The organism is Microtetraspora malaysiensis, assembly GCF_050947145.1.
In the GTDB taxonomy this organism is placed as follows: domain Bacteria; phylum Actinomycetota; class Actinomycetes; order Streptosporangiales; family Streptosporangiaceae; genus Microtetraspora_A; species Microtetraspora_A malaysiensis.
In genome coordinates, this window is the sequence record NZ_CP191998.1 from 2,456,183 (window position 1) to 2,478,223 (window position 22,041).

Annotated in this window: 16 protein-coding genes; 8 read left to right on the top strand and 8 right to left on the bottom strand. The window is 71.2% G+C overall.

The window, feature by feature from the left end; genetic code table 11:
- The first annotated feature begins 167 nt into the window (after positions 1 to 167).
- Positions 168 to 1,142 carry a 4-epi-cubebol synthase gene (locus ACQP1V_RS11885; protein WP_433421976.1) on the top strand — a complete coding sequence of 325 codons (975 nt, stop codon included), beginning with the start codon at positions 168 to 170 and terminating at the stop codon, positions 1,140 to 1,142.
- A 143-nt stretch (positions 1,143 to 1,285) separates the two neighbouring features.
- Here the strand turns inward: ACQP1V_RS11885 and ACQP1V_RS11890 are convergent, their stop codons facing one another.
- Positions 1,286 to 3,397, bottom strand: coding sequence for an ATP-binding protein (locus ACQP1V_RS11890; RefSeq protein WP_433421978.1), 2,112 nt, complete (start codon positions 3,395 to 3,397; stop codon positions 1,286 to 1,288).
- A 219-nt stretch (positions 3,398 to 3,616) separates the two neighbouring features.
- Between ACQP1V_RS11890 and ACQP1V_RS11895 the strand changes: the two genes are divergently transcribed.
- Both ACQP1V_RS11895 and ACQP1V_RS11900 read left to right on the top strand, forming a co-directional pair.
- Positions 3,617 to 3,790, top strand: a complete 174-nt coding sequence (locus tag ACQP1V_RS11895; protein ID WP_387412502.1) for a hypothetical protein — start codon at positions 3,617 to 3,619, stop codon at positions 3,788 to 3,790.
- A gap of 98 nt (positions 3,791 to 3,888) precedes the next feature.
- Positions 3,889 to 5,169, top strand: a complete 1,281-nt coding sequence (locus ACQP1V_RS11900) for an IS701 family transposase (protein WP_433425810.1) — start codon at positions 3,889 to 3,891, stop codon at positions 5,167 to 5,169.
- A 42-nt stretch (positions 5,170 to 5,211) separates the two neighbouring features.
- Here ACQP1V_RS11900 and ACQP1V_RS11905 read toward each other — a convergent pair whose 3' ends face one another.
- The gene (locus ACQP1V_RS11905) at positions 5,212 to 6,192 is read right to left on the bottom strand and encodes an ABC transporter permease (protein ID WP_433421981.1); all 981 of its coding nucleotides are present in this window, start codon (positions 6,190 to 6,192) and stop codon (positions 5,212 to 5,214) included.
- 19 nt (positions 6,193 to 6,211) lie between these two features.
- Complete coding sequence (locus tag ACQP1V_RS11910; protein ID WP_433421983.1) at positions 6,212 to 8,845, bottom strand: alpha/beta fold hydrolase; 2,634 nt, start codon at positions 8,843 to 8,845, stop codon at positions 6,212 to 6,214.
- 186 nt (positions 8,846 to 9,031) lie between these two features.
- Between ACQP1V_RS11910 and ACQP1V_RS11915 the strand changes: the two genes are divergently transcribed.
- A complete protein-coding gene (locus ACQP1V_RS11915) occupies positions 9,032 to 10,231 on the top strand; it encodes a hypothetical protein (RefSeq protein WP_433421986.1) in 1,200 nt (399 codons plus the stop codon).
- Here ACQP1V_RS11915 and ACQP1V_RS11920 read toward each other — a convergent pair.
- The 5 genes from ACQP1V_RS11920 to ACQP1V_RS11940 form a co-directional block, all read right to left on the bottom strand.
- Positions 10,189 to 11,277, bottom strand: coding sequence for a copper resistance D family protein (locus ACQP1V_RS11920; protein WP_433421988.1), 1,089 nt, complete (start codon positions 11,275 to 11,277; stop codon positions 10,189 to 10,191). The two genes, ACQP1V_RS11915 and ACQP1V_RS11920, sit on opposite strands and share 43 nt — an antisense overlap.
- Entirely contained in the window at positions 11,274 to 11,897 is a 624-nt protein-coding gene (locus ACQP1V_RS11925) for a copper resistance CopC family protein (protein WP_433421991.1), read from the bottom strand. The genes ACQP1V_RS11920 and ACQP1V_RS11925 overlap by 4 nt, the downstream gene beginning before the upstream one ends.
- Before the next feature lie 141 nt (positions 11,898 to 12,038).
- On the bottom strand, positions 12,039 to 13,232 hold the full coding sequence (locus ACQP1V_RS11930; RefSeq protein WP_433421994.1) for a glycosyltransferase family 4 protein: 1,194 nt from the start codon (positions 13,230 to 13,232) through the stop codon (positions 12,039 to 12,041).
- Between the two features lie 659 nt (positions 13,233 to 13,891).
- Entirely contained in the window at positions 13,892 to 15,739 is a 1,848-nt protein-coding gene (locus tag ACQP1V_RS11935) for an alpha/beta hydrolase (RefSeq protein ID WP_433421997.1), read from the bottom strand.
- Between the two features lie 114 nt (positions 15,740 to 15,853).
- A complete protein-coding gene (locus tag ACQP1V_RS11940) occupies positions 15,854 to 16,870 on the bottom strand; it encodes a LacI family DNA-binding transcriptional regulator (RefSeq protein WP_067131025.1) in 1,017 nt (338 codons plus the stop codon).
- Positions 16,871 to 17,084: 214 nt separating this feature from the next.
- On the opposite strand from ACQP1V_RS11940, the gene ACQP1V_RS11945 reads away from it, so the two are divergent.
- The 4 genes from ACQP1V_RS11945 to ACQP1V_RS11960 all read left to right on the top strand — a co-directional run bounded on the left by ACQP1V_RS11945 (position 17,085) and on the right by ACQP1V_RS11960 (position 21,727).
- Positions 17,085 to 18,347, top strand: a complete 1,263-nt coding sequence (locus ACQP1V_RS11945; RefSeq protein ID WP_245658239.1) for an extracellular solute-binding protein — start codon at positions 17,085 to 17,087, stop codon at positions 18,345 to 18,347.
- 89 nt (positions 18,348 to 18,436) lie between these two features.
- Positions 18,437 to 19,438: a carbohydrate ABC transporter permease gene (locus ACQP1V_RS11950; protein ID WP_433422000.1), complete on the top strand. Its 1,002-nt coding sequence runs from the start codon at positions 18,437 to 18,439 to the stop codon at positions 19,436 to 19,438.
- Positions 19,435 to 20,289 (top strand): carbohydrate ABC transporter permease, encoded by an 855-nt coding sequence (locus ACQP1V_RS11955; protein ID WP_433422003.1) that lies wholly within the window; start codon positions 19,435 to 19,437, stop codon positions 20,287 to 20,289. Before ACQP1V_RS11950 ends, ACQP1V_RS11955 begins: the two co-directional genes overlap by 4 nt.
- A 67-nt stretch (positions 20,290 to 20,356) precedes the next feature.
- A complete protein-coding gene (locus ACQP1V_RS11960) occupies positions 20,357 to 21,727 on the top strand; it encodes a glycoside hydrolase family 5 protein (protein WP_433422006.1) in 1,371 nt (456 codons plus the stop codon).
- Positions 21,728 to 22,041: the final 314 nt, after the last annotated feature.

Consider the following 22,041-nt stretch of genomic DNA (forward strand, 5'->3'; position numbering starts at 1 on the left):
GTGGCCAACGGATCCCTTGAAGTCGGACCCGAAACTGGAGGAGCTCGCGACCAAGCCGGTCGGGCTCGCGCGGGCGGGAGAGGGCTCCGATACCGCCGCAGGTCCTGAAATTTCGGTATTTGCTGTGACCCTAGCCATTTGTTGGTTCGATAGTCATGCTGTTGGACGTGCCGAATCCTTCCCCACTTACCGAAAACAGCCCGCCGCTGCGCATCCCCGAGCTGACCTGTCCGTTCCCCAGCGAGGTCAATCCGTACGTCGTGGAAGTGGACAGGGACACGCTGGCCTGGCTGGCCGCGTCCGGAATGATCGACGGCGCCGACAACCTCGCCCGCTACGGCGCGGCCAGGTACGGGTGGCTGGGTGCCAGAACGTACCCGTACGCGGTGCGGGAGCTGTGCCAGATCGTCACGGACTGGTGCGTGTGGCTCTTCGCCTTCGACGACGCCTTCTGCGAGTCGGACCGGTCGGCGGCCGAGATCGCCAGGGCGCTCCCGCTGTTCGTCTCCGTCATCGACGATCTCGACGACGGAGACCCCGTCGGCAACGTCTTCGCCCGGTCGCTGCTCGAAATCAAGACCAGGATCGCCGCCGCCGGGAACGGCGACCAGCTCGACCGCTGGCGGTCCATGACCAAGGACTACCTCTTCGCCCAGGTCTGGGAGGCGGCCAACCGGGAGCACGACGTCGTCCCCTCCTTCGACGACTACATCGTCATGCGCCGCAGGACCGGCGCCATGCTCACGGTCTTCGCGCTGATCGACGTGGCCGCCGGCGCCTACCTGACCCCCGACGAGTGGCGCCACCCGGGCGTGCGGGCCATCACCGAGCACGCGAACGACGTCGTCGTCTGGGACAACGACCTCATCTCGTACGCCAAGGAGCGCTCCGGCCCGAACATCAACAACAACCTCGTCAGCGTGCTGTGCCGGCACAAGGGGTGCTCCACCCAGGAGGCGATGGACCTGATCGGCGTGATGCGGAACGAGGCGGTCGCCGGGATGGTCGCGCTCAGGCCCCGCCTCGACGCCCTCGGCTCGCCCGGCGTCGCCGCGTACGTCAAGGGCCTCGAACGCTGGATCAGCGGCAGCGTGGACTACTCGCTGACCAGCTCCCGCTACGTGATGGCGCTGTCCGGTTGAGGACCCGCCCGGCTCGGGCGGATCCGGAACGGCTCGCGCGGAGACCGTGTCGGCCCCGGCGGTGCGTGCCCGGCACCCATCGTGCCGGCCGCGTCGCCGGGCCGCCGCGCCCCCTGTGACCGCGGGGCGGCGCGCCCGCGCCGTCAGTCAGCGAGAGACGGCTCGTCGAACTCGTCCAGCGCGTACTCGATCAGCTCGGTCAGCGAGAGCCGCGTGCCCCGGTCGTACGCGTCCTGGTAGGCGGCGTCGCCGAGGAGCTTCCTGCACTCCTTGACGCACTGCTCGTGCTCGTTCGTGAAGAACGGCGCCCCGAACTGCGGCAGCCCGAAGGTGCGCCAGTTGGTCTGTGCCGCGCCCAGCAGATGGGCGGTGTACTCGGGCCGCCCCATCTCCAGATAGAGCCCGGCCATCACGTCCACGCACAGCACGATGCCGAGGACGTCATGGAAGTGGCGCTTGATCCGCACCGACGCCTTGCCGCTCTCCAGCGCCTCGCCGTGGCGGCCGGTGGCCCGCTGGACCTGCGCCGTCGCGTACCACGCGTAGGACCGCAGCCACTGCTCGCCGCGCTCGGTGCACACCTTGACGCAGTCGACGAGCAGGCCCTCGGCCTCCTCGTAGTCGCCCTGCGCGAACAGGACCATGGACAGCTCGACGATCGCGGGCAGCAGACCCGGGTTGAGCTCGCGCCCGCCCCGGTGGAACTCGATGGCCACGCCGAGCAGAGCCGTGGCCTTCTTGGCGTCGCCCTGGAGCATGGCGGTCGTGCCCTGCATCTTGGTCGCCAGGATGACGGCCCCGGAGTCGCCGGCCCGCACCGCCTCGTTGCTGCACTCCTCGGCCGCCGCGAGCGCGCCCGGCAGGTCGCCCTGAGCGCTCCGGATGTACGCGAGCACCCACAGGGCCTTGCATCGTTCCTTGCTCGGCACCCGGGACGCCGCGAGCGCCCGCTCCAGATAGACCGCGCCCTCGCGGGCGAACCCGCACGCCACCCAGAGGAACCACAGCGACGACACCAGCTCCAGCCCGACCTTGGCCTCGATCGGGTCGGAGAGGCAGTAGTCGAGCGCGACCCGGATGTTGTCGTGCTCCTGCCGCATGCGCACGTACCAGTGCACCTGCCGGGGACCCGACCAGGAGTGTTCGCCGCGCTGGGCGAGCTCCAGGTAGTGGTCGCGGTGGCGGCGGCGCAGCGTCTCGGTCTCGCCCAGCTTCTCCAGCCACTCGGCGCCGTACTGCCGGAGCGTGTCGATCAGCCGGTACCGGTGGCCGACCGGGGTGGTGAAGCTGAACAGGATCGACTTGTCGACCAGGCCGGAGATCACGTTGAGGATGGTCGCGGCGTCCAGCCCGTCTCCGGCGCAGACGTAACGCGCCGCGTCCAGGTCGAAGTCGCCCGCGAACACCGACAGCCGGGCCCACAGCAGTCGCTCGGCCGGCTCGCACAGCTCGTGGCTCCAGCCGATCGCGGCGCGCAGCGTCTGGTGCCGGGGCAGCGCCGTACGGCTCGCGCCGGCCAGCAGGCTGAACCGGTCGGCGAGAAGCGCGAGGATCTGCTCGACCGACAGCGCGCGCAGCCGCACGGCGGCCAGCTCGATGGCGAGCGGGATGCCGTCGAGCCGCCGGCACAGCTCGGACACGGCCTGCACGTTGCTCTCGTCCACCACGAAGTCGGGCACGACCGCGCTGCCCCGCACGGCGAAGAGCTGCACCGCCTCGTTCGTGTACGGGCTCTCCGAGGGGTCGTCGCCCGGCACGGCGAGCGGCGGGACCGCGACCGTGAACTCGCCGGGGGCGTTGAGCGACCGGCGGCTGGTCGCGATGATCCGCAGGTTGGGCGCCCTGGAGAGGAGGTCCTGCGTCAGCTCGGCGCACGCGTCCACCAGGTGCTCGCACGTGTCCAGGATGAGCAGGATCTCGCGGTCACCCAGCCACTCGGCGAGGGTCTCGGAGCCCGCCCGGTGCGACTGGTCGGCGATGCCCAGCGACGCGGTGATCGTGTGCTGGACCATGCCGGAGTCCTGCAGCCGCGCGAGATCGGCGTACCAGACGCCGTCCTTGAACTCCTGGCGCACCAGGTGGGCGATGCGCAGGGCCGTGCGGGACTTGCCCACACCTCCGATCCCGGTCACGGTGACCAGTCGGGAGTCGTGCAGTCGCTGTCTGATGGTGGCGAGAAGCCTGGTCCGGCCCACGAAGCTGGTCAGCTCCGCGGGCAGGTTGCCCTCTCGACGCCATCCTGATGGCGTTGCCATGCCGCCTCACGGGGGTCGCGTCCGGCCTGCTACCTGTTTCCGCATCGTACCTTTGCTGGGGGTTGAATGTTTGGGTCGGAGATCTTCGAATCCCGTCTTGGCGGGAAATAGCCGCTTAGCGTGCTTTGTAGGGAATTCCGGTGATTTGCCGCCCCGGGGCGCAGTGGCGACGTGCGGGCGAGACCCGCGTCCGGCGGCCGTGCCGGTTACCATCGTCGTGTGACTGAGCGGCATCCGGATGACATGCGGCCGGTGGACCTCTTCGACGAGGGTCTGCCGGTGTTGCCTGACCAGACCAGCGACGACACCGACCTCGGCTGGGGCGAGTGGCGCGGCGACGCTGATTCCGACGACACGCGACTGATCGAGGAACGCCCCCCGCACTGGGACTAGTACTCCAGTGACACTTCGCGATCTTCGCTGTTGAGGTGGCATGCGAACGGCCACCACGTGATCATTCGGAGTTTGTGAAGACACCTGAAGATCGCGTGATGGCCGTGGCCGCCAGCGTAGACCCTGACCGCTGGATCGTCACCTTCAACGACCTGATGAAGCGGATCGCACACCGGTTCAGCCGGATCGAGCCGCGCCGCGCAGCGAATGCCTACATCCGGGGCCTGCTGTCCGACATCGAGCGGAAGAACTGCTGGAACCTGGCCGAGCAAGCAGGGCTGACCGGCCCTCAAACCATGCAACGCCTGCTGCGGACCGCACGCTGGGACGCCGACGCCGTACGCGATGACGTACGCCACTACGTGAGCGAACACCTCGGCGGCAATGGAGTCCTGATCGTCGACGAGACCGGCTTCCTCAAAAAGGGCTTCCGATCGGCCGGAGTGCAACGTCAATACACCGGTACGGCAGGCCGGATCGAAAACAGTCAGGTCGGCGTGTTCTTGGCCTATGCCACCCCACGCGGGCGGGCATTGATCGATCGCCGTCTTTACCTGCCCGAGCAGTCCTGGCTGGCCGACCAGCGTCGCTGCCGATCCGCCGGTGTGCCGGGCGAGATCGCGTTCGCCACCAAACCCGCCCTGGCCGCGCATATGATCGCCGCCGCGTTGGACGCCGGGATCGACGCACCCTGGGTGACCGGTGATGAGGTCTATGGCCAGGACCCGCGCCTGCGTGCGCTGCTGGAAGAGCGGCAGGCCGGGTATGTGCTGGCGATCGCGGGCACGTTACGGGTGAGGTGCGAGGGCATCGACTGGGAGGCTGCCGCGATCGCCGCGCACGTCCCCGATGCGCATTGGCACCGCTACAGTGCCGGGCACGGCGCCAAGGGACACCGCTGGTACGCCTGGGCCTGGACACGCATCGACACACACCGGCCCGGTCACCGATGGCTGCTGATCCGCCGCAACCTGACCACCGGTGAACTGGCCTTCTACCGCTGCTACGCACCCCGGCCGACGCCACTGCTCACCCTGGTGCGCATCGCCGGCACCCGGTGGGCGGTCGAAGAAGCCTTCCAGACCGCCAAAGGCCAGGTCGGGCTGGACCACTACCAGGTCCGCAGCTGGGAAGGCTGGCACCGCCACATCACTCTGGCAATGCTCGCCCTGGCCTTCCTCGCGGCCCTGGCCGCATCCCAGCCCGACGGCAACAAAGAGCACCTTCCCTTGACGATGCCCGAGATCCGCCGCCTATTGGCCGCCCTCGCCCTCACCCGACACCATCGGATCGAGGAGATCCTGCATTGGTCCCACTGGCGACGCCGCCATCAAGCCATCGCCCGCCGATGCCACTACCAGCGCAGATCCCAGCCATGATCTCAATGTGTCACTGGAGTACTAGGGGCTCTCGCACGCGGGTCAGGACACCACGTCCTTGGCCCGGAACCGCCGGAAGGCGAACGCGACAATGATCACCGAGTACGTCACCGCCACGGCCACCCCCTTGATCATCCCGCTGTAGTCGGGGTCGGGGGCGAGGGCGTCGGTCCAGGCGTTGTTCCAGAACGTGGGCAGGAACTCGCGGATGGAGCCCAGGGCCTCCACCGCCTGCAGGATGCTGCTCACGATCACCAGCCCGACCGCGCCGCCGACCGCGCCGAGGGGCGAGTCCGTGCCGACCGACAGCAGGAACGCGACGGCCGCCACGACGAGCTGGCTCACCAGCGCGTAGGCCACCACGACGGCGAACCTCGGCAGCACGTCCCCGGCCGGGATCGTCTCGCCGGTGCCCGGCACCTGGATGTCGTTCCAGCCGAAGGCGACCGTGCCCGCGAGCAGCGCCATCAGCGGCAGCACGGTCACCGCGGCGGCCGAGTACGCCATCGCGACGACGAGCTTCTGACGCAGCAGCCGGTCACGCGGCACCGGGGCGGCGAGCAGGTAGCGCAGCGACGACCAGTTCGCCTCGCTCGCCACCGTGTCCCCGCAGAACAGCGCCACCGCGACGACCAGCAGGAAGTTCGCGGAGACCGACAGGGCGAAGGCGGCGAAGTTCAGCCCTCCCTGGGTGGCCAGGTCGGACAGCCGCATGCCGCCGCCCTGCCCGCCTCCGGGTCCCGGGCCGAACTGGAACGCCACCACCAGGACCCACGGGAGCGCGAGCAGCAGCCCGAACATCGCCATCGTCCTGCGGCGCCGGAACTGGCGGACGAACTCCACCCGCAGCGACAGCGTCCGGCCCGGCGCGTACCCCGGAGCCGCCCCCGAGGGCCGCGTCGAGGACGCCGGAGACCCGCCCGGAGAGGTCATGACACCGCCGGCCGAGGCCGCGGGCGTGTCCTCCTGGGCGGACGCCCCGGAGCGGGCGGCCGGTGCGGCCCCGTCACCGTTCAGGCTCATCCGAGCCCTCCCTTCAGGCTCAACGTGCCTCTCCGATCAGGTCCAGGAAGACGTCCTCCAGCCGGGGGCCGGGGCCGTCCGAGGGGGAGCCGGTGGCGAGCAGCTCGGCGACGGGTCCCTGGAAGACGAGCCGGCCGCGCCGCATGACCACCACGTGCGTACACGCCTGCTCGACCTCGGCGAGCAGGTGGCTGGAGACGATGACCGTGCGGCCTCCCTCGGCGTACGCCTTGAGCACGGCGCGCATCTCGGCGATCTGCGGCGGGTCCAGCCCGTTAGTGGGCTCGTCGAGCACGAGCAGGTCGGGCAGGCCGAGCATCGCCTGGGCGATCGCCAGCCGCTGGCGCATCCCCTGCGAGTAGGTGCGCACCGCCCGTTCCAGCGCAGCCCCGAGCCCGGCGATCTCCAGCGCCTCGTCCATGTGGGCGTCCGCGGCGGGGCGTCCCGTGGCCTGCCAGTAGAGCTCCAGGTTGGCCCGCCCGGTGAGGTGCGGGAGGAACCCGGGCCCCTCCACGAACGATCCGAGCCGCGACAGGACCGGCGCGCCCGGGACGACCCGGCGGCCGAAGATGTGGATCTCGCCCTCGTCCGGGTGGATCAGCCCCATCATCATCCGCATCGTGGTGGTCTTGCCCGCGCCGTTCGGCCCGAGAAGACCCAGGACCTGGCCCTTCTCCACCTGGAAGGAGAGGTCGTCCACCGCCTTCTCGCCGTTGCGGTAGCGCTTGGTCAGCCCGGTGATCCGCAGCGGAGCGCCGTCGCCGTCCTCGCGCGCGTCGGCGGGAGCCGTACGGCGGCGGCCGGCGAGGAGAAGCGCCGCCGCGACCACGATCGCGGCCAGCGGGCCGGCCCACGTCCACCAGGCCGGTCCCGTCGCGGGCGTGACCAGCGACGCGTCGCCGGGGAGCGAGACGGTCCCGCCGGCGAGGCCCACCCGGTACGCGGCGGGCGCGGACGGCGTGGCGTACCCCATGTCGGTGGTCGTCAGCACGACCCGCAGCCGGTGGCCCGCGTCGAAGCGCCGGTCGATCGCGGGGAGCGTGACGGTCGCGTCCGCGCCGGACTCCGACGCCGTGACGCGCAAGGGCGCCACCAGGCTCGACGGCAGCACGGCGAGCCGTCCGCCGCTCGCGTCGTAGAGCTTGGCGAACAGGGTGACCTCGCCCGTGCCGTACACCTTGATCCGGAGGGTGGGGGCGCCGGTGACGTGGACCGGCGTGGCGAGCGGCGCGGACTCGAACATCGCGGCCTGCCCGGGGATGTCCACGGAGACGCCGGGGTTGGCGCTCCCGCCGCCGAGCAGGCTCATCCCCGGCACGATCGAGACGGACGCCGGGGAGCCGCCGGGCGGGTTCGCGATCTCCTGCACCGGGCCGACGACCGGCACCTCGGTCCGCGAGGCGCCGCCCAGACCGGGGTACGAGGGCGCGCTCGCGTGGACCACGAGGGAGCGGCGGGTGCCGGGGTCCCGGCCGCCGTCGCGCGACACCGTGAAGCCCGTGGCGCCGGTGCCGGTGCCGGTGGAGGTGGAGGTGGAGGTGGAGGTGGAGGTGGTCCGGCCGGCCTGCACGCCGGGGACGGGCGACTCCTTGAGCCAGCGGTCGAGCCAGGCCGTGGTGCGCTCCTCGACCCATTCGGTGTCGATGTCGGAACCGCCGCCGTCGTGCCCGCCGCTGATCCAGGCCACCTCCACGGGCGCGCCGGTCGCGGCGATCGCCCGGGCGTTGGCGTCCGCGTGTCCCAGCGGGAACAGCGAGTCGCGCTGCCCCTGGATCAGCAGGGTCGGGATCTTGATCCGGCCGGGCACCGACACCGGGCTCGACGCGCGCAGCAGCTTCACCGCCTCGGGCGTGGCCCGGCCGGTCTCCGCGACGGTCAGGTACATGTCGCAGATCTCGGCCAGGAAGCGGCCGCACTGGGCCTGCCGGGAGGCCCCCTGCGCCGCGGTCGCGCCCGAGCCGCCGCCGGCCAGGGCGGCCAGACCGCCCGGCGCGCCGCCGGACAGCGCGCTGCCGCTCGAGCTGAAGAAGAGGCCGGCCCACATCTTCTTGAACACGCCGTGCTCGGGGCCCCGCCCGGTGGACTCGGGGAAGAGCGCGTCGGCCAGGTCGTACCAGGTGATCTGCGGCACGATGGCGTCGATCCTGGTGTCGTAGGCGGCGGCCATCAGGGCGATCGCCCCGCCGTACGAGCCGCCCGCGATGCCCACCCGGGGGTCGCCGTCCGCGTCGAGCCGCACCTCGGGGCGGCGGGCGAGCCAGTCGACCAGCGCCCGCACGTCCTTCACTTCGTAGTCCGGCGAGTTCAGCGCGATCTCGCCGGTGGAGCGCCCGAAACCGCGGGCTGACCAGGTCAGTACGGCATAGCCGCGCCCGGCCAGCCGGGACGCCTCGTCCCGCAGGTCGTCCTTGCTGCCGCCGAAGCCGTGGGCGAGGAGCACGGCCGGGGCCCGGCCGCCGGTGGCGGGCGGGAAGAAGGCGGCGTCCAGTGTCACGTGCTGGTCGTCGGCGGGGCCGTCCACGACGGAGATGGCCACGTCCTGCCCGCGTACCAGGGGCTCGGACGGCCACAGGTACCAGGTGAGGCCGCCCACGGCCACCAGCGCGAGCGCCACCAGTGCGGCAAGGGCGCGCCGCCCACCCCGAAACGTCATGCCCCGGAGCCTACTCAGACCTCCTGAGAACCGGCTGAGACAGCACGATCCAGTCGTCGGTCGTGACGGGGGCTCGACGCCGCCGAATCAGGGGCCGCCGAATCAGGGGCCACCGGCCGCATATCCTGGAGGTATCCGGGTTGTCCCCGATTGCGTAGCGGGTGAGCGGACGGCATCATTTCGCGCGTGATTGGAACGCTCAGGCAAACACCTCATCGGATCCTCGACTGGGCCCTCCCGTACTGGACCAGAGGGGAGGCCGGCCGGGAGACTCCGGCGGAACTGTTCCGGGTCCTCTACCTCGGCTGGCTGACGGCGTTCGTCCTGAAGGTGCTGGGGGCGTCCTGGGACGTCTCGTGGCACTTCCGCTGGCTGCGCGACGACCTGGCCCCGCCGCACCTGCTCAACACGGTCGGCACGGTCATCGCCGTCGGGCTGACCATCGTCCACTGGTACACCGGTTACGGCGTCGACCGCCTGGCCTCCAAGCTGATCGTGTGGGGCACGGGCGTCTTCCTCATCGCGATCCCGCTCGACCTGATCAACCACCGCGTCAACGGCCTCGACATCACCGCGTGGAGTCCCTCGCACGCGCTGCTGTTCATCGGCAGCGGCCTGATGATCGCCGGGGTGACCCGGGGGTGGTGGCTCGGCGCGCCGCGCGGCGACGCGCGGGCCGAACGGCGGCGCACCCTCGTCCTCGGCGCGCTGTTCGCCTTCTTCCTGGAGAACCTGCACTTCGCCGCCCAGCAGCAGGAGTACGGCGTGCTGGAGATCGCCTCCTGGGACCGCGGCGACCCGTACGCGGAGCCGAGCCTGCTGGCGTTCGCCGCCAACCAGCTCGGCCGCGCGGTGGACCGGGAGATGCTCGTCAAGTTCTCGCTGCCGGTGCCCGACCTGCTCTACCCGCTGTGGGCCGGCGTGGCGGGCGTGCTGATCCTGGTCATCGCCCGCCTCATGGTCGGGCGGGCGTGGACGGCCACGGCCGTCGCGGGCGCGTACGTCGCCTACCGCGCGCTGGTCTGGCCGCTCTTCGTCGGGATGGGCTTCCCGGCCTCGGCCGTCCCGTTCTTCTTCGTGCTCGCCGCGGTCGGCGTGGACCTCGCCTTCATGGGCTGCCTCCCGCTGGGTGACACGATGGCCGCCCGCCTGGTCCGGCCCGTGCTCGGCGCCGCCCTGGCCACGGCGGGCGTCTACGGCGGCCTCGCGGTGCAGGGCCACTATCTCGCGGCGCCGCCGTACCCGGTGGACTCGTGGCCGCTCGCGGGCGGTCTTCTCCTCGCCGTCTGGCTCGCCGCCGAGTTCGCCACGCGGAAGTACCGCCTGCGCGACGGCGATCGAGATCAGGCGACGGGCGCGCGGGTCAGCGCCACCGCCACGCCGTAGGCGAGGCCCATGACGGCGAGTTCGAACGCCACCCAGGCGGCGAACGCCGTCGGGGCCCGCCGGCTGATCGCGGGCAGCAGCCGCCAGCGGATGTTGCCCCCGAGCAGCGCCACCGCCCCCACGAACAGGATCTTCGCGACGACGAGCCGGCCGTAGCCGGTGGTCACCAGCGAGAGCGGGAACTCCTGGCCCGGCGTCAGCAGCAGCTCGACGACCCCGTTGAAGAGGCCGGTGAGGCCGACCACGAGCAGCGCCACCGTCGCCAGCCGGGAGAAACGCGGCAGCGTCGCCGCGAGCAGGTCGCGGTCGCCCGCGAGCAGCACGGCCAGCGCGAGCAGGCCCCCGACCCACGCGGCGGAGCCGATGACGTGCAGCTCCATCGAGACCATGCTCAGGTCGTGCCAGTACCAGTTGGAGGCGTGGCCGGTCACCGGCAGCGGCAGCAGGCCGAACGCCGCTACCAGCACGCGGAACTCGGCCGGGACCTTCTCGCCGAACCTGACCGCCAACATGCCGACGGCGGCGCTGACCATCGCGCTGGACGCGCTCACGATCAGGCCCTGGCCGGAGCCGATCCGCTCGACGTACTCGGCCACGTCGGGCGCCTGACCGGGGTTCAGCTCGGCCGCGCTCAGCACGGTGGACACGAGCGCGGACGCGGCCCACACCAGTGCCGACAGCACCGCCCAGTGCCGCGCCCGCGAGGCGATCGGCTCGGTGCGCTCCGGATCGCCGAAGCCGAGCAGCTTGGGCAGCAGGCTGAGCCCGACGGTCGCGGTCGCGGCCACGTCCAGGATCAGCCGCATGACGGGCAGCCCGAAGTCGACCAGGGGGCTGGGCATCACGATGCCCTGCGCGACCCTGGGGAGGGTCAGCCAGGTCGAGACCAGCGCCGCGAGCAGCCCCGCGAGGGTGAACGCGGCGACGGCCAGCCTGGGGCGGGCCACCGGCCTCGTGCCCACCGTTTCCACGGTGCTCTCGGGGGCCTCCGCGCTTCCCGGGGTCGCGGTGCTCTGCGGGCTCTCGGTGGCTCCGGTCGCGGTCACGCCGCGCCTCGCAGCCTGCGGTCGTGCCGGACGAGCACGTACGCGGACAGGGCGAGCAGCGCGGCGGCGGCGACGAGCAGACCCCACACCCAGCCCCCGGACGAGCTCTGCGCGGCGAGGTCGGCGGCCGAGGCGGCCGAGCCCGGCTCCCCTCCGGCGGCCGGGGGCAGCGGGTCGCCACCCGCCGCCGGAGTCGAGGCCGCGGAGGGGGACGGCGCGGGCTCGGCAGACGGGGAGGACTGCCCGGCGGCCGGTCCGGCCCCGGTCAAGGTGAAGGTGATCGTCCCGGTGACCGGGTGGCCGTCGTTCGACACGACGCGATAGCCGATCACGTACGCGCCGGCCGGGCCGAGCGGCGCCAGGCCGACCGAGGCGTCATTCCCCTTCGTCGTGATCTCACCCCGCGTGTAGTCGGCCCCGTCGGGACCGGTGACCGCGATGCGCGCGAAGTCCCGGCGTACGGGCTGGTCGAAGTTCAGCGTGATCCGCTCTGGCGCGGTGGAGACCTTGGCGCCGTCCTTGGGATCGCTGCCGACCAGCACGTTGTGCGCCTGGGCCGGCGCCGCGACGCCCAGCAGGGCAGCGCAGGCGAGCAGCAGGACCGTGAGTAGCCGCCTCACCGATGATGACCTTCCATTGGATGCTTCCTGACCCAGACATGGTCCCACCTGTCCGGCACCGGTACGGCTCCCGCCGGGCCCGCCGGAGCCCGCATCGCCTGCGGCGCCGCCCTCGGAGAAAGTGCAAAAGTTCCGATGTGATCATCCGAGCTCGGCGGCCTCCGGCCATGGCGCGGGGGCCCGCTCGCTCCGCGCCGCCGCGAGCGTGGCGAAGAGCCGCTCCCAGCGGAGGCGGATGTCGTCCATCTCGTAGCGGGCCGCCGTGGCTCGGGCGGCGGAGCCGAGCCGGTGTCGGAGGGGCTCGTCGGCGACGAGACGGCCGATCGCCGTGACCAGCCCGGAGACGTCGCGGGGCGGGACGAGCAGGCCGTCCGTCCCGTGGGTGACGATCTCGCCCGGGCCGTGGGGACAGTCGAAGGCGACGACCGGCAGCCCATGGGCCATCGCCTCGACGAGGACCATGCCGAACCCTTCGAACCGGGAGCTGAGCACGAAGACAGCGCCCTTGGCGAACTCCTCCTCGAGCGCCGTGGTGCCGCCCATCAGGAAGACATGGTTGTCCAGGTGCAGCCCGTGGATCAGGTGCTGGAGCCTCGCCCGCTCCCTGCCGTCGCCGTAGATGCGCAGTTGCCAGTCGGGATGCGCGTCGGCGACCACGGCGAACGCCTTGATGAGCAGGTCGAACCCTTTCTGCCGGGTCAGCCGGCCCGCGGCGATCACGATCCGGCCGGCCAGGTCGGCGGGGCGCCGATCTCCAGGAGTCAGCGCGTTCGGGATGACCACCGGTTCGGTGCCGGTCCCGTCCAGGGCGGCCGCGTACCGGGCGGCGTCCGCCTGGGTGAGCACGACGACGGCGTCCAGTCCGGGGTACCACCGGGTGATCTCGGCGGCGAGTTCGGGCTTGTGCGAGTCGAAGTGCATGTGCTCCTGCGCCACTCGAACGACATCGTCCGGGGCGAAGCGCGCGGCCATCAGGTTGAGTGCCGGCCGCGTGGTCACCAATACGCCGCCGTGGAGCGAACGCAGGTAACGGGCGATCCGCACGTCGCTGTACCGGTTGAAGGTGGCGTACCGCGTCTCGGCCGGCGGGATGAGGCGGCTCGGCCGGCGGGCCAGCACGGTGCGGAGTGGGTGCCGCCACCGAGACCCGCCCCGGTCGGCCAGCACGCGCAGCCGGACGCGCGGGTCGACATGGAACGCGGGCGTGCGGCGGGTGCGGAAGACGCTGACCAGCTCGACGTCGTGCCGCGCGGCCATCGCGTTCGCCTGGTTGATCACGGTCCGGATGGTGCCGCCGACCCCGTAGGCGTTCATGATGAGGTAGCGGATCTTCATGGGACGGCTCTCTCGTGGCCCACCCGCGGTTCCGCCCGGCCCGTGCCCGGCATCAGGAGAAGGAACGGCAGGATCGTGGTCTCCGCCAGGATCCTGCGCGCGCTCACCGCCGGCGAGCGGCGCGTGCTGCTCGCGCACGAGCGGACCCATCTCGGCGACCGGCATCGAGGGCGACGCCCCGCGGGGACCGGCTCTTTCAGCGCTCACCGGCACAGTGTGCATGAGCGTGATCCGCCCACGCTCGGTGTTCGCGAATCAAAACAGGGTTCCCCGGGCTCGGCGCGGCGGCCGCCCTGGTCGCCAACCCGATCGCCGGCGCGCTGTCGGACCGTACGGCGAGCAGGTTCGGGCGGCGGCACCCGTGGACACTGCTCGGCGCGCTGCTCGGCTGCCTCGGGTTGCTGTTCTTGTCCACGCAGCACCGACGCGGTCGGCTACGAGCGGCTGTTTCCCGGGGAGAGGGCGAGCGACGGCCTGTTCCTGCTGATCCTGATCTACACCGCGGCCGTGGTACTGACCTCCGTGCTCGTCGGGATGCTCTCCGACCGGCTGGGCAGGCGGAAGCTCCTGGTCACGATCGCCGGCACGATCAGCGCGGTTCCGGCGCTCATGCTCGCGTTCTGGCCGCAGTGCTTACGTGGCCCGCCGTCGGCGGTGGGTCAGGCGAGCGCCCAGCCGTACATCCAGGTGATGAAGACGAGACCGGTCATCACGGGGACGATGTCGGCCGAGGCGGCGCGCAGCCGGAAGGCGGCCGTGATCGACAACACCGTGGCGGCCGCCGCGAGCAGGCCGTACCAGGCGATCGCCGGAGGAAGGCCGATGGCGAACACGATGTCGTTCGGCACGCCGGTGACGCTCAGCGCGGTCAGACCGGCGAAGGCGAGCCCGGCCAGGCCGGCCAGCACGCGCATGGCACCGCCTCGGCGGCGCACCAGCGTGACGAGCCCGGCCACGACCTGCGCCGCCGCCACGAGCACGAAGACCGCGAACGGGGCGATCAGCGCCGGCGACTGCGAGATCCGGTACGGCGCGGCCGTCAGGTGCAGGTCACCCGGCCGGACCGGGGCGGAGGCGCCCGCGCCCGGATCGCACACCGCTCCCGCGGAACCGGAACCGGAACCGGAGCCGGTCGCGGTCGCGGAGCCGGAGGCGGCCGAGGCGGGGGCGTCGAGGAACGCGGAGATCGTCCGGCGTCCGCACTCGCTCGCCAGGAACACCCCATGCCCGACGCCCGCGAACTCGGCGAACCGGGCGGAGGGGATGTCGCCCGCGGCCGCCCGCGCACTCTCCGGCGGCGTGGTCGGGTCGTACTGCCCGCCGAGGACCAGGGTCGGCGCCTCGACGGCCCCGGCCTCGTCCGAGCTGCGGGGCAGGTGCCAGCCGGCGCACACGGCGGCGTCCGCGGCGCCGGTGAACAGCCGCGGTCCGGCAGCGGCGGCGAACGTGTTGAACGGGACCTCGTCCTGGCACTGGACCGCGTAGTACAGGCCCCAGTCGTGCGAGGTCAGCGCGTCGCCCGCCGCGTCGACGACCGGCCGGAGCAGTTCCTTCCTGCCGTCCGCGAGCGCGTCCACGAGCGCGGGCACCAGCGGGAGGAACTCCGTCTCCCGCATGGCCTCCCCGAGAATCGTCGCGATGTCGTCGCCGGTCAGCCGCACGCCGATCCGCTTGCGGGTCAGCGGGTCCGTGGTCTGGAACGCGGCCGGGGCGGCGTTGTACCGGGCCAGCATCTCGTCGAACCGGCCCGCCGCGCCCAGCTTGGCCAGCGTCGCCCGCAGGTCGGGCGCGGCCGTGTCGTACCAGTTGACCTGGGCGGGGAGGAACGAGTCGAGCACCAGGGCGCGGGTGCCGCGCGGGTCCTTGGCGGCGGCCTCCGCCATCGAGCGGGTGGAGTAGCTGACGCCCATCAGGTTCCACTGCTCGTAGCCGAGCGCCGCGCGCAGGTCGGCCACGTCGGCGGCGATCTCCTCGGTGCGGTAGCCGCGCAGGTCGATCCCCTCGGCCTGGTAACGGCTCTGGCAGGTCAGCGCGCCCTGCAGGACGGGAGCGGTCTCCTCCGTCGTCGCCGTGGGCGTCTTCAGCGTCTCGATCAGGCCGCCGACCACCTCCGGGCAGGCCAGCGAGGGCTCCGAGTAGCGGCTGCCCCGCTGCTCGATGACGACCACGTCCCGGTCCGGGAACATCTGCGTCAGGAAGCCGGCGAGCCGCAGTGACGGCGACCCGGGGCCGCCGCTGGAGTACGCCACGGGGTCGGGCCGGCGCTGCGGTGAGGTCGATCGGTGGACGGCATAGCCCACCCGGATCGTCCTGCTGCCCGGCACGTCACGCCGCTCGGGCACGAGCAGGTATCCGCAGGTCGTGCCCGCGGGAACCGCGACCGGGCACGGCCGCTCCTCGGTCCCCGCGGCCCGCTCGGCGGCGTACGCCGTGCGGGGGCCGCCGATGAGAACCGTAACGATCGCCGCCATGAGCGCCGTGACGGCCGCTCCACGCCAACCCCGCAACCGTCCGCTCCGTCTCGTCCACCTGGACATTTCGCGAGAAACCCTAGCGCGCCGGGCGACTCGTACGGACCTTGAAGAGGTCATCGGGTATGAGCCGCCCGACGGAAGGGCCGGTCACGCGACGCGCGGAGGCGCGGTGCTCTCCCTGACGACCAGATCGGTGGCCAGCTCAACCCGGCGCGGCTCGGGCACCTCGCCCCTGCCGATGGCGAGGACCATCCGGGCGGCGAGCGCGGCCATCTCCTGGAGCGGCTGGCGGACGGTGGTCAGCGGCGGCCAGGCGGAACGGGCGAGGGGGAGGTCGTCGAAGCCGACCACGGACAGGTCTTCCGGCACTCGCAGGCCGCGCTGCCTGGCCGCCTCGAAGACGCCGAACGCCTGCATGTCGCAGCCCGCGAAGATCGCGGTCGGCGGGTCGGGCAGCGACAGCAGCGCGTGCCCCTGGTCCCGGCCGGAGCCGACGAGGAAGTCGCCGTTCCTGATCAGCTCGGGGTCGACGGCGAGGCCCGCGGTCTCGAGCCCGGCCCGGTATCCGTCGATGCGGGCCCGGCTGCAGAGCATGTCGGGCGGGCCCCCGATCATGCCGATCCTGGTGTGGCCGAGTTCGAGCAGGTGCCGGGTCGCGGCCAGCCCGCCGTGCCAGTTGGTGGCGCCCACCGACGTCATGCCGGGGGCGGGCTCGCCGTCCGGGTCCACCACCACGAACGGGATGGCACGGGCGTTGAGCTGCCCCTGCTGGCGCGTGGACAGGTGCGACCCGACGATGATCGCGCCGTCGGTGCGGCGGGCCGCGATGCGGTCGATCCAGTCGCGGCCGGGGCCGGTCTTGGTGTGCAGCACGGAGACGACCACGCTCGCCTCCGTCTCGCGCGCCGCGGTCTCGGCGCCGCGGATCAGCTCCATCGCCCACGGGCTCTCGACCTCGGCGAAGACCAGGTCGACGAGGCCGACCGGCCCGTCACCGTGGCCGGTCCTGCGCTGGTAGCCGTGCTTGTGGAGGAGGCGCTCGACCCGCTGCCTGGTCTCGGACGCCACCTCGGGCCGGCCGTTGATCACCTTCGAGACAGTGGGGACGGAGACTCCGGCCTCCTTGGCTATCAGGGCGATCGTCACCCGTCTCTTCGCTGGCATGGACGACAGAGTAGCCGAAAACTTTCGGATGCGCCTCCGGCGGCATTCCGCGCTATGGGATCGCTCCCACAGAGACTATTGACGCGTAACGCGCGATCTACCTATTCTCCGGGTCACGAAATATTCGGGGGTGCACCTGAAACTTTCACTCGGGCTCCGCACGGGTCCGGAGATAAGGAAGGGAAGCACTGACATGTCGTTGACGCGACGAGGTGTGGTCTTGTTCGCGACGGCCGCGCTCGTCCTGGCGGGCTGCTCCAGCCAGGGCGGCGACGGAGCGGCGGACAAGACCGCGTCCGAGAAGGTCACCGTCGAGTGGTGGAACATCGCCACCACCGAGCCGTGGAAGTCCCTCCTCGCCGAGCAGGCCAAGGCGTACGAGGCGGCCCACCCCAACGTGACGATCAAGAACGTCCCCATCGAGAACGAGGCGTTCAAGGCCAAGATCGCTACCGCGACCCAGTCGGGGAAGGCGCCCGACATCTACGCGACCTGGGGCGGCGGCGTCCTCCAGCAGCAGATCGACGCGGGGCTGGTGAAGGACCTCTCCGCCGACACCGCGTCCTGGATCGGCAACTTCACCCCGGCCTCCCTGCAGGCGTACCAGTTCGACGGCAAGACGTACGCGATCCCGGACGACATCGGCATGGTCGGCTTCTGGTACAACAAGGCGCTGTTCGCCAAGGCGGGCATCACCGAGCCGCCGGGCACGTGGAGCCAGTTCCTGGACGACGTCAAGAAACTCAAGACCGCGGGCGTCACGCCGATCGCCCTCGCCGGCAAGGAGAAGTGGCCAGGCCACTACTACTGGGCCTACCTCGCCATGCGCATCGCCGGCCTGGACGCGCTCAAGCAGGCGGGCGCCGACCACGACTTCACCAAGCCGGAGTTCGTGTCGGCGGGCGAGCACCTCAAGCAGCTCGTCGACCTCCAGCCGTTCCAGAAGGGCTTCCTCGGCGCGGGCTACTCGACCCCCGACGGCCAGGCGGCCACCGTGAGCAACGGCAAGGCCGCGATGGAGCTGATGGGCCAGTGGGCCCCGGCCGTCGAGAACGACGCGGGCAAGGGGCTCGGTGAGAACCTCGGCTTCTTCCCCTTCCCCGCTGTCGAGGGCGGCAAGGGTTCGGCGACCGACGCCTTCGGCGGTGGCGGCGGCTACGCGGTCGGCGCGAACGCCCCGGCCGAGGCGCTCGACTTCCTGAAGTTCCTCCACGACCCGGCCCAGCACCGCAAGGTGGTGGAGTCCGGCGCGATCCTGCCCGTGCTCAAGGACGAGGAGGACGCGGTCAAGGACCCGAACCTCGCCGTCGTCGCCAAGACGCTCGCCTCCGCGACCGGGTTCCAGCTCTACCTCGACCAGGCCTACCCGCCCGCCGTGGGCCAGGAGGTCAACGACAGCGTGGCGGCGCTCATCGCGGGCTCCAAGAGCCCCGAGGAGGTCGCGCAGGCCATCACCGAGACGGCCAAGTCCGAATAAGCCCACCCGGGAGTGCGGGCCGGGCGACGACCTCGCCCGGCCCGCGCGCCCGGCACGGACCCAAGAGACGACGGACGGAGCGAAGCGACGTGACACCCCCGGCCCTGACGGGCGAGCGATCGGAGAGCCCCGCGGCCCATCCCCGTACGGCGCGCGCGCAGGCGCCTCCGGAGGCCCGCCGCCGGCGGTTCCGCGGCCTGGTGGCGATCACCCTGTTCCTGCTCCCGGCGCTGGTGCTCTTCACCCTCCTGGTGCTGGTGCCGATCGCCGTCGCCGGTTACACCAGCCTGTTCAAGTGGAACGGCCTCGGCGGCCTGCCCACCCAGTTCATCGGGCTGGACAACTTCACCCGGATGTTCGGCGACGAGGTCTTCCTCGGCGACCTGTGGCGGGGCCTGATCCTGATCGTCCTGTCGGTCACGATCCAGCTCCCGCTGGCGCTCGGCATCGCGATGCTGCTCAACCAGAAGATGCGCGGGCGCGCGGTCTACCGGATGCTGTTCTTCGCGCCGTACATGCTGTCCGAGGTGATCACCGGCGTCCTGTTCACCATGATCCTGTCGCCGGACGAGGGGCTGGCGAACCAGATCCTGGGCACCGTCGGGCTGGAGTCGCTGGAGTCGGAGTGGCTCGGTAACCCGTCCACCGTCCTCGTGTCCGTCTTCATCGTCATGACCTGGAAGTACTTCGGCTTCCACATGATCCTCTACCTCGCCGGCCGGCAGGGCATCCCGAAGGAACTGGGCGAGGCGGCCTCCATCGACGGGGCGAGCGCGTGGGAGCAGTTCCGTTACATCACCCTGCCGCTGCTCGGGCCGACGATCCGCATCAGCGTCTTCCTGTCGGTCATCGGCGCGATCCAGCTCTTTGACCTGGTGTGGGTCCTGACCAGCGGAGGTCCGATCCACTCCTCCGAGACCATGGCCGTCACGATGTTCCAGTTCGGCTTCAAGCGGTCCCAGGTCGGCTACGGCACCGCGATCAGCGTCGTCATGTTCCTGATCAGCCTGATCTTCGCGCTGGGCTACCAGCGGTACGTCCTGCGCCGCGACACCGAAGGAGCGATCACCACCATGCGGGACCAGCGATGAACACCCACCGTACCCAGGCCCGGCGATCGGGCGTCCTCCTTCGTTCCGTCTCGCTCCAGACCCTCGTCGTGGTGCTCGGCGCGTTCGTTGTCGTGCCGCTGCTCTTCGCGCTCGTCGGCGGGTTCAAGGACACCGCGCAGCTCTCCACGAACCCGTTCGGCCTGCCGTCCCCGTGGGCTCCGGAGAACTACACGGACGTGCTCGCGTCGGGCGTGTTCTGGCGGCAGATCCTCAACAGCGTCTTCATCGCGCTGGCCACGACGCTCGTCGTCGTGGGCCTGTCGGCCATGGCGGCCTTCGTCTTCGCCCGCTTCGCGTTCCGCGGCAGGGAGGCGCTGTACACGCTGTTCACGGTCGGGCTGATGTTCCCGTTCACGGTGGCGATCCTGCCGCTGTTCGTGCTGGTGCGGACCATGGGGCTGCTGGACAACCCGCTCGGGGTGATCCTGCCGCAGGCCGCCTTCGGGCTGCCGATGACGATCATCATCCTGCGCTCCTTCTTCCGGACGATCCCGAGGGAGGTCGAGGAGGCGGCGACCATCGACGGATGCACCGCCTTCGGCTTCTTCTGGCGGATCCTGCTGCCGATGGCGCGGCCCGCGCTGGCCACGGTGTCCGTGCTCGCGATCGTCGCGAGCTGGAACAACTTCTTCCTCCCGTTGGTGATCTTCACCGACCCCAACTGGTGGACCGTCCCGCTCGGGGTCCAGCAGTTCTCCGGCCAGTACGTCTCGGACACCGCCAAGGTCCTCGCGTACATCGTGCTCGCGATGGTGCCGGCACTGGCCTTCTACGGCGTCGCCGAACGCCAGCTCATCGGCGGGCTCACCGCTGGTGCCAGCAAGGGATGACCCTTCACGTTCGGCCGAACACTATGACCGCCGGGCCGCGTCCCGGTGCTTTTGAGAAGGAGTTGTGATGACCCTGCGTGTGTCCGGATCCCGCCTCGTCACCGCCGACGGCGCCCCCGTGCGGCTGCGCGGAGTGGGCCTCGGGGGCTGGATGAACATGGAGAACTTCATCACCGGCTACCCGGCGAACGAGTCTTCGATGCGGGCCGCGGTGCGCGAGGTGCTGGGGGAGGAGCGCTACGAACTGTTCTTCGACCGGCTGCTCACCGCGTTCTTCGCCGCCGCCGACGCGGACCTGCTGGCGGATCTCGGGGTCAACTGCGTGCGCATCCCGGTCAACTACCGGCATTTCGAATCCGATGACCGCCCGATGGAGATCGTCGAACACGGCTTCCGCCATCTGGACCGTGTCATCGGCCTGCTCGGCGACCGGGGCATCTACTCCGTGATCGACATGCATACCCTCCCCGGCGCCCAGAACCAGCACTGGCACTCCGACAACCCCACCCATGTCGCCTCCTTCTGGCACCACCGGCACTTCCAGGACCGCGCGGTCCACATGTGGGAGGCGATCGCGGACCGATACAAGGACCACCCGTGGGTCGCGGGCTACAACCCCGTCAACGAGCCCGGGGACGTCGAGGGGCGCGTGGTCGGGCCGTTCTACGACCGCCTGGTCAAGGCGGTGCGCGCGGTGGACCCGGCGCACGTGCTCTTCCTCGACGGGAACCGTTACTCCACCGACTTCTCGATATTTCGGGAGGTGTACGAGAACACGGTGTTCGTCTGCCACGACTACGCGCTGGCCGGGTTCGCGCACGGCGGGCCGTACCCCGGCTACACGCGCGGCGAGTGGTGCGACCGCGCCGAGCTGGAACGCGCCTTCGAGCGGCGGACCGCCTTCCAGCGGGAGACCGGCACGCCGGTGTGGGTCGGCGAGTTCGGCCCCGTCTACACGGGCGACCCCGAGATCGACGCCCAGCGGTGCCAGATCCTGCGCGACCAGCTCGAGATCTACGACGCGCAGGAGGCCGGGTGGTCGCTGTGGACGTACAAGGACGTCGGCCTCCAGGGCCTCGTCTACGCCTCCGGGCCGTACATGGACAGGTTCGGGCCGTTCATCGCCAAGAAGAAGCGGCTCGGCGCCGACCGGTGGGGCTCGACCATGGAGGAGGCCGCGACCGACCTCGCGCCGCTGCACCGCCTGATGGAGCGGGAGTTCCCGACCTGGGACCCCTACCCCTGGGGCGCCCGCTACCAGATCGACGATCTCCTGCGGCACATCCTCATCGCCCAGGCCCTGCTGCCGGAGTACGCGGAGCTCTTCCGCGGCCTGTCCGACGACGAGCTCGTGGCCCTCGCCGACTCCTTCGCGCTCACCCAGTGCGTACGGCGGGAGCCCCTGATCGAGCTCCTGGCCGGGAACCTGGCGCGGTAGGCGCCCCTCCTTGGACCGTGGCTCGCCCGCTCCGCCCGGCGGCGATCCGCGGGACTCCCGGCATGCCGCCGCGACTCTCGCCCGGAACGCCGAGCTCAGGGAGTGTCGCGGTGAATCTCGCAAAATGGTATGTCCGGAATTCACGGATATTGCGGCGAAATTCGCGCATTGGCATGTTCCAATAGGGAGTGGCCGGGTCTCGTCTTCCGCAGCGTGCGAGGCCCGGCCGCCTGACCCCTCCTGCTCCGCGCTCGACCTGGGCGGCGGCCGATCCGGCCCGCGCCCCCGCTCGGAGGGGCGTCCCAGCGGCACTC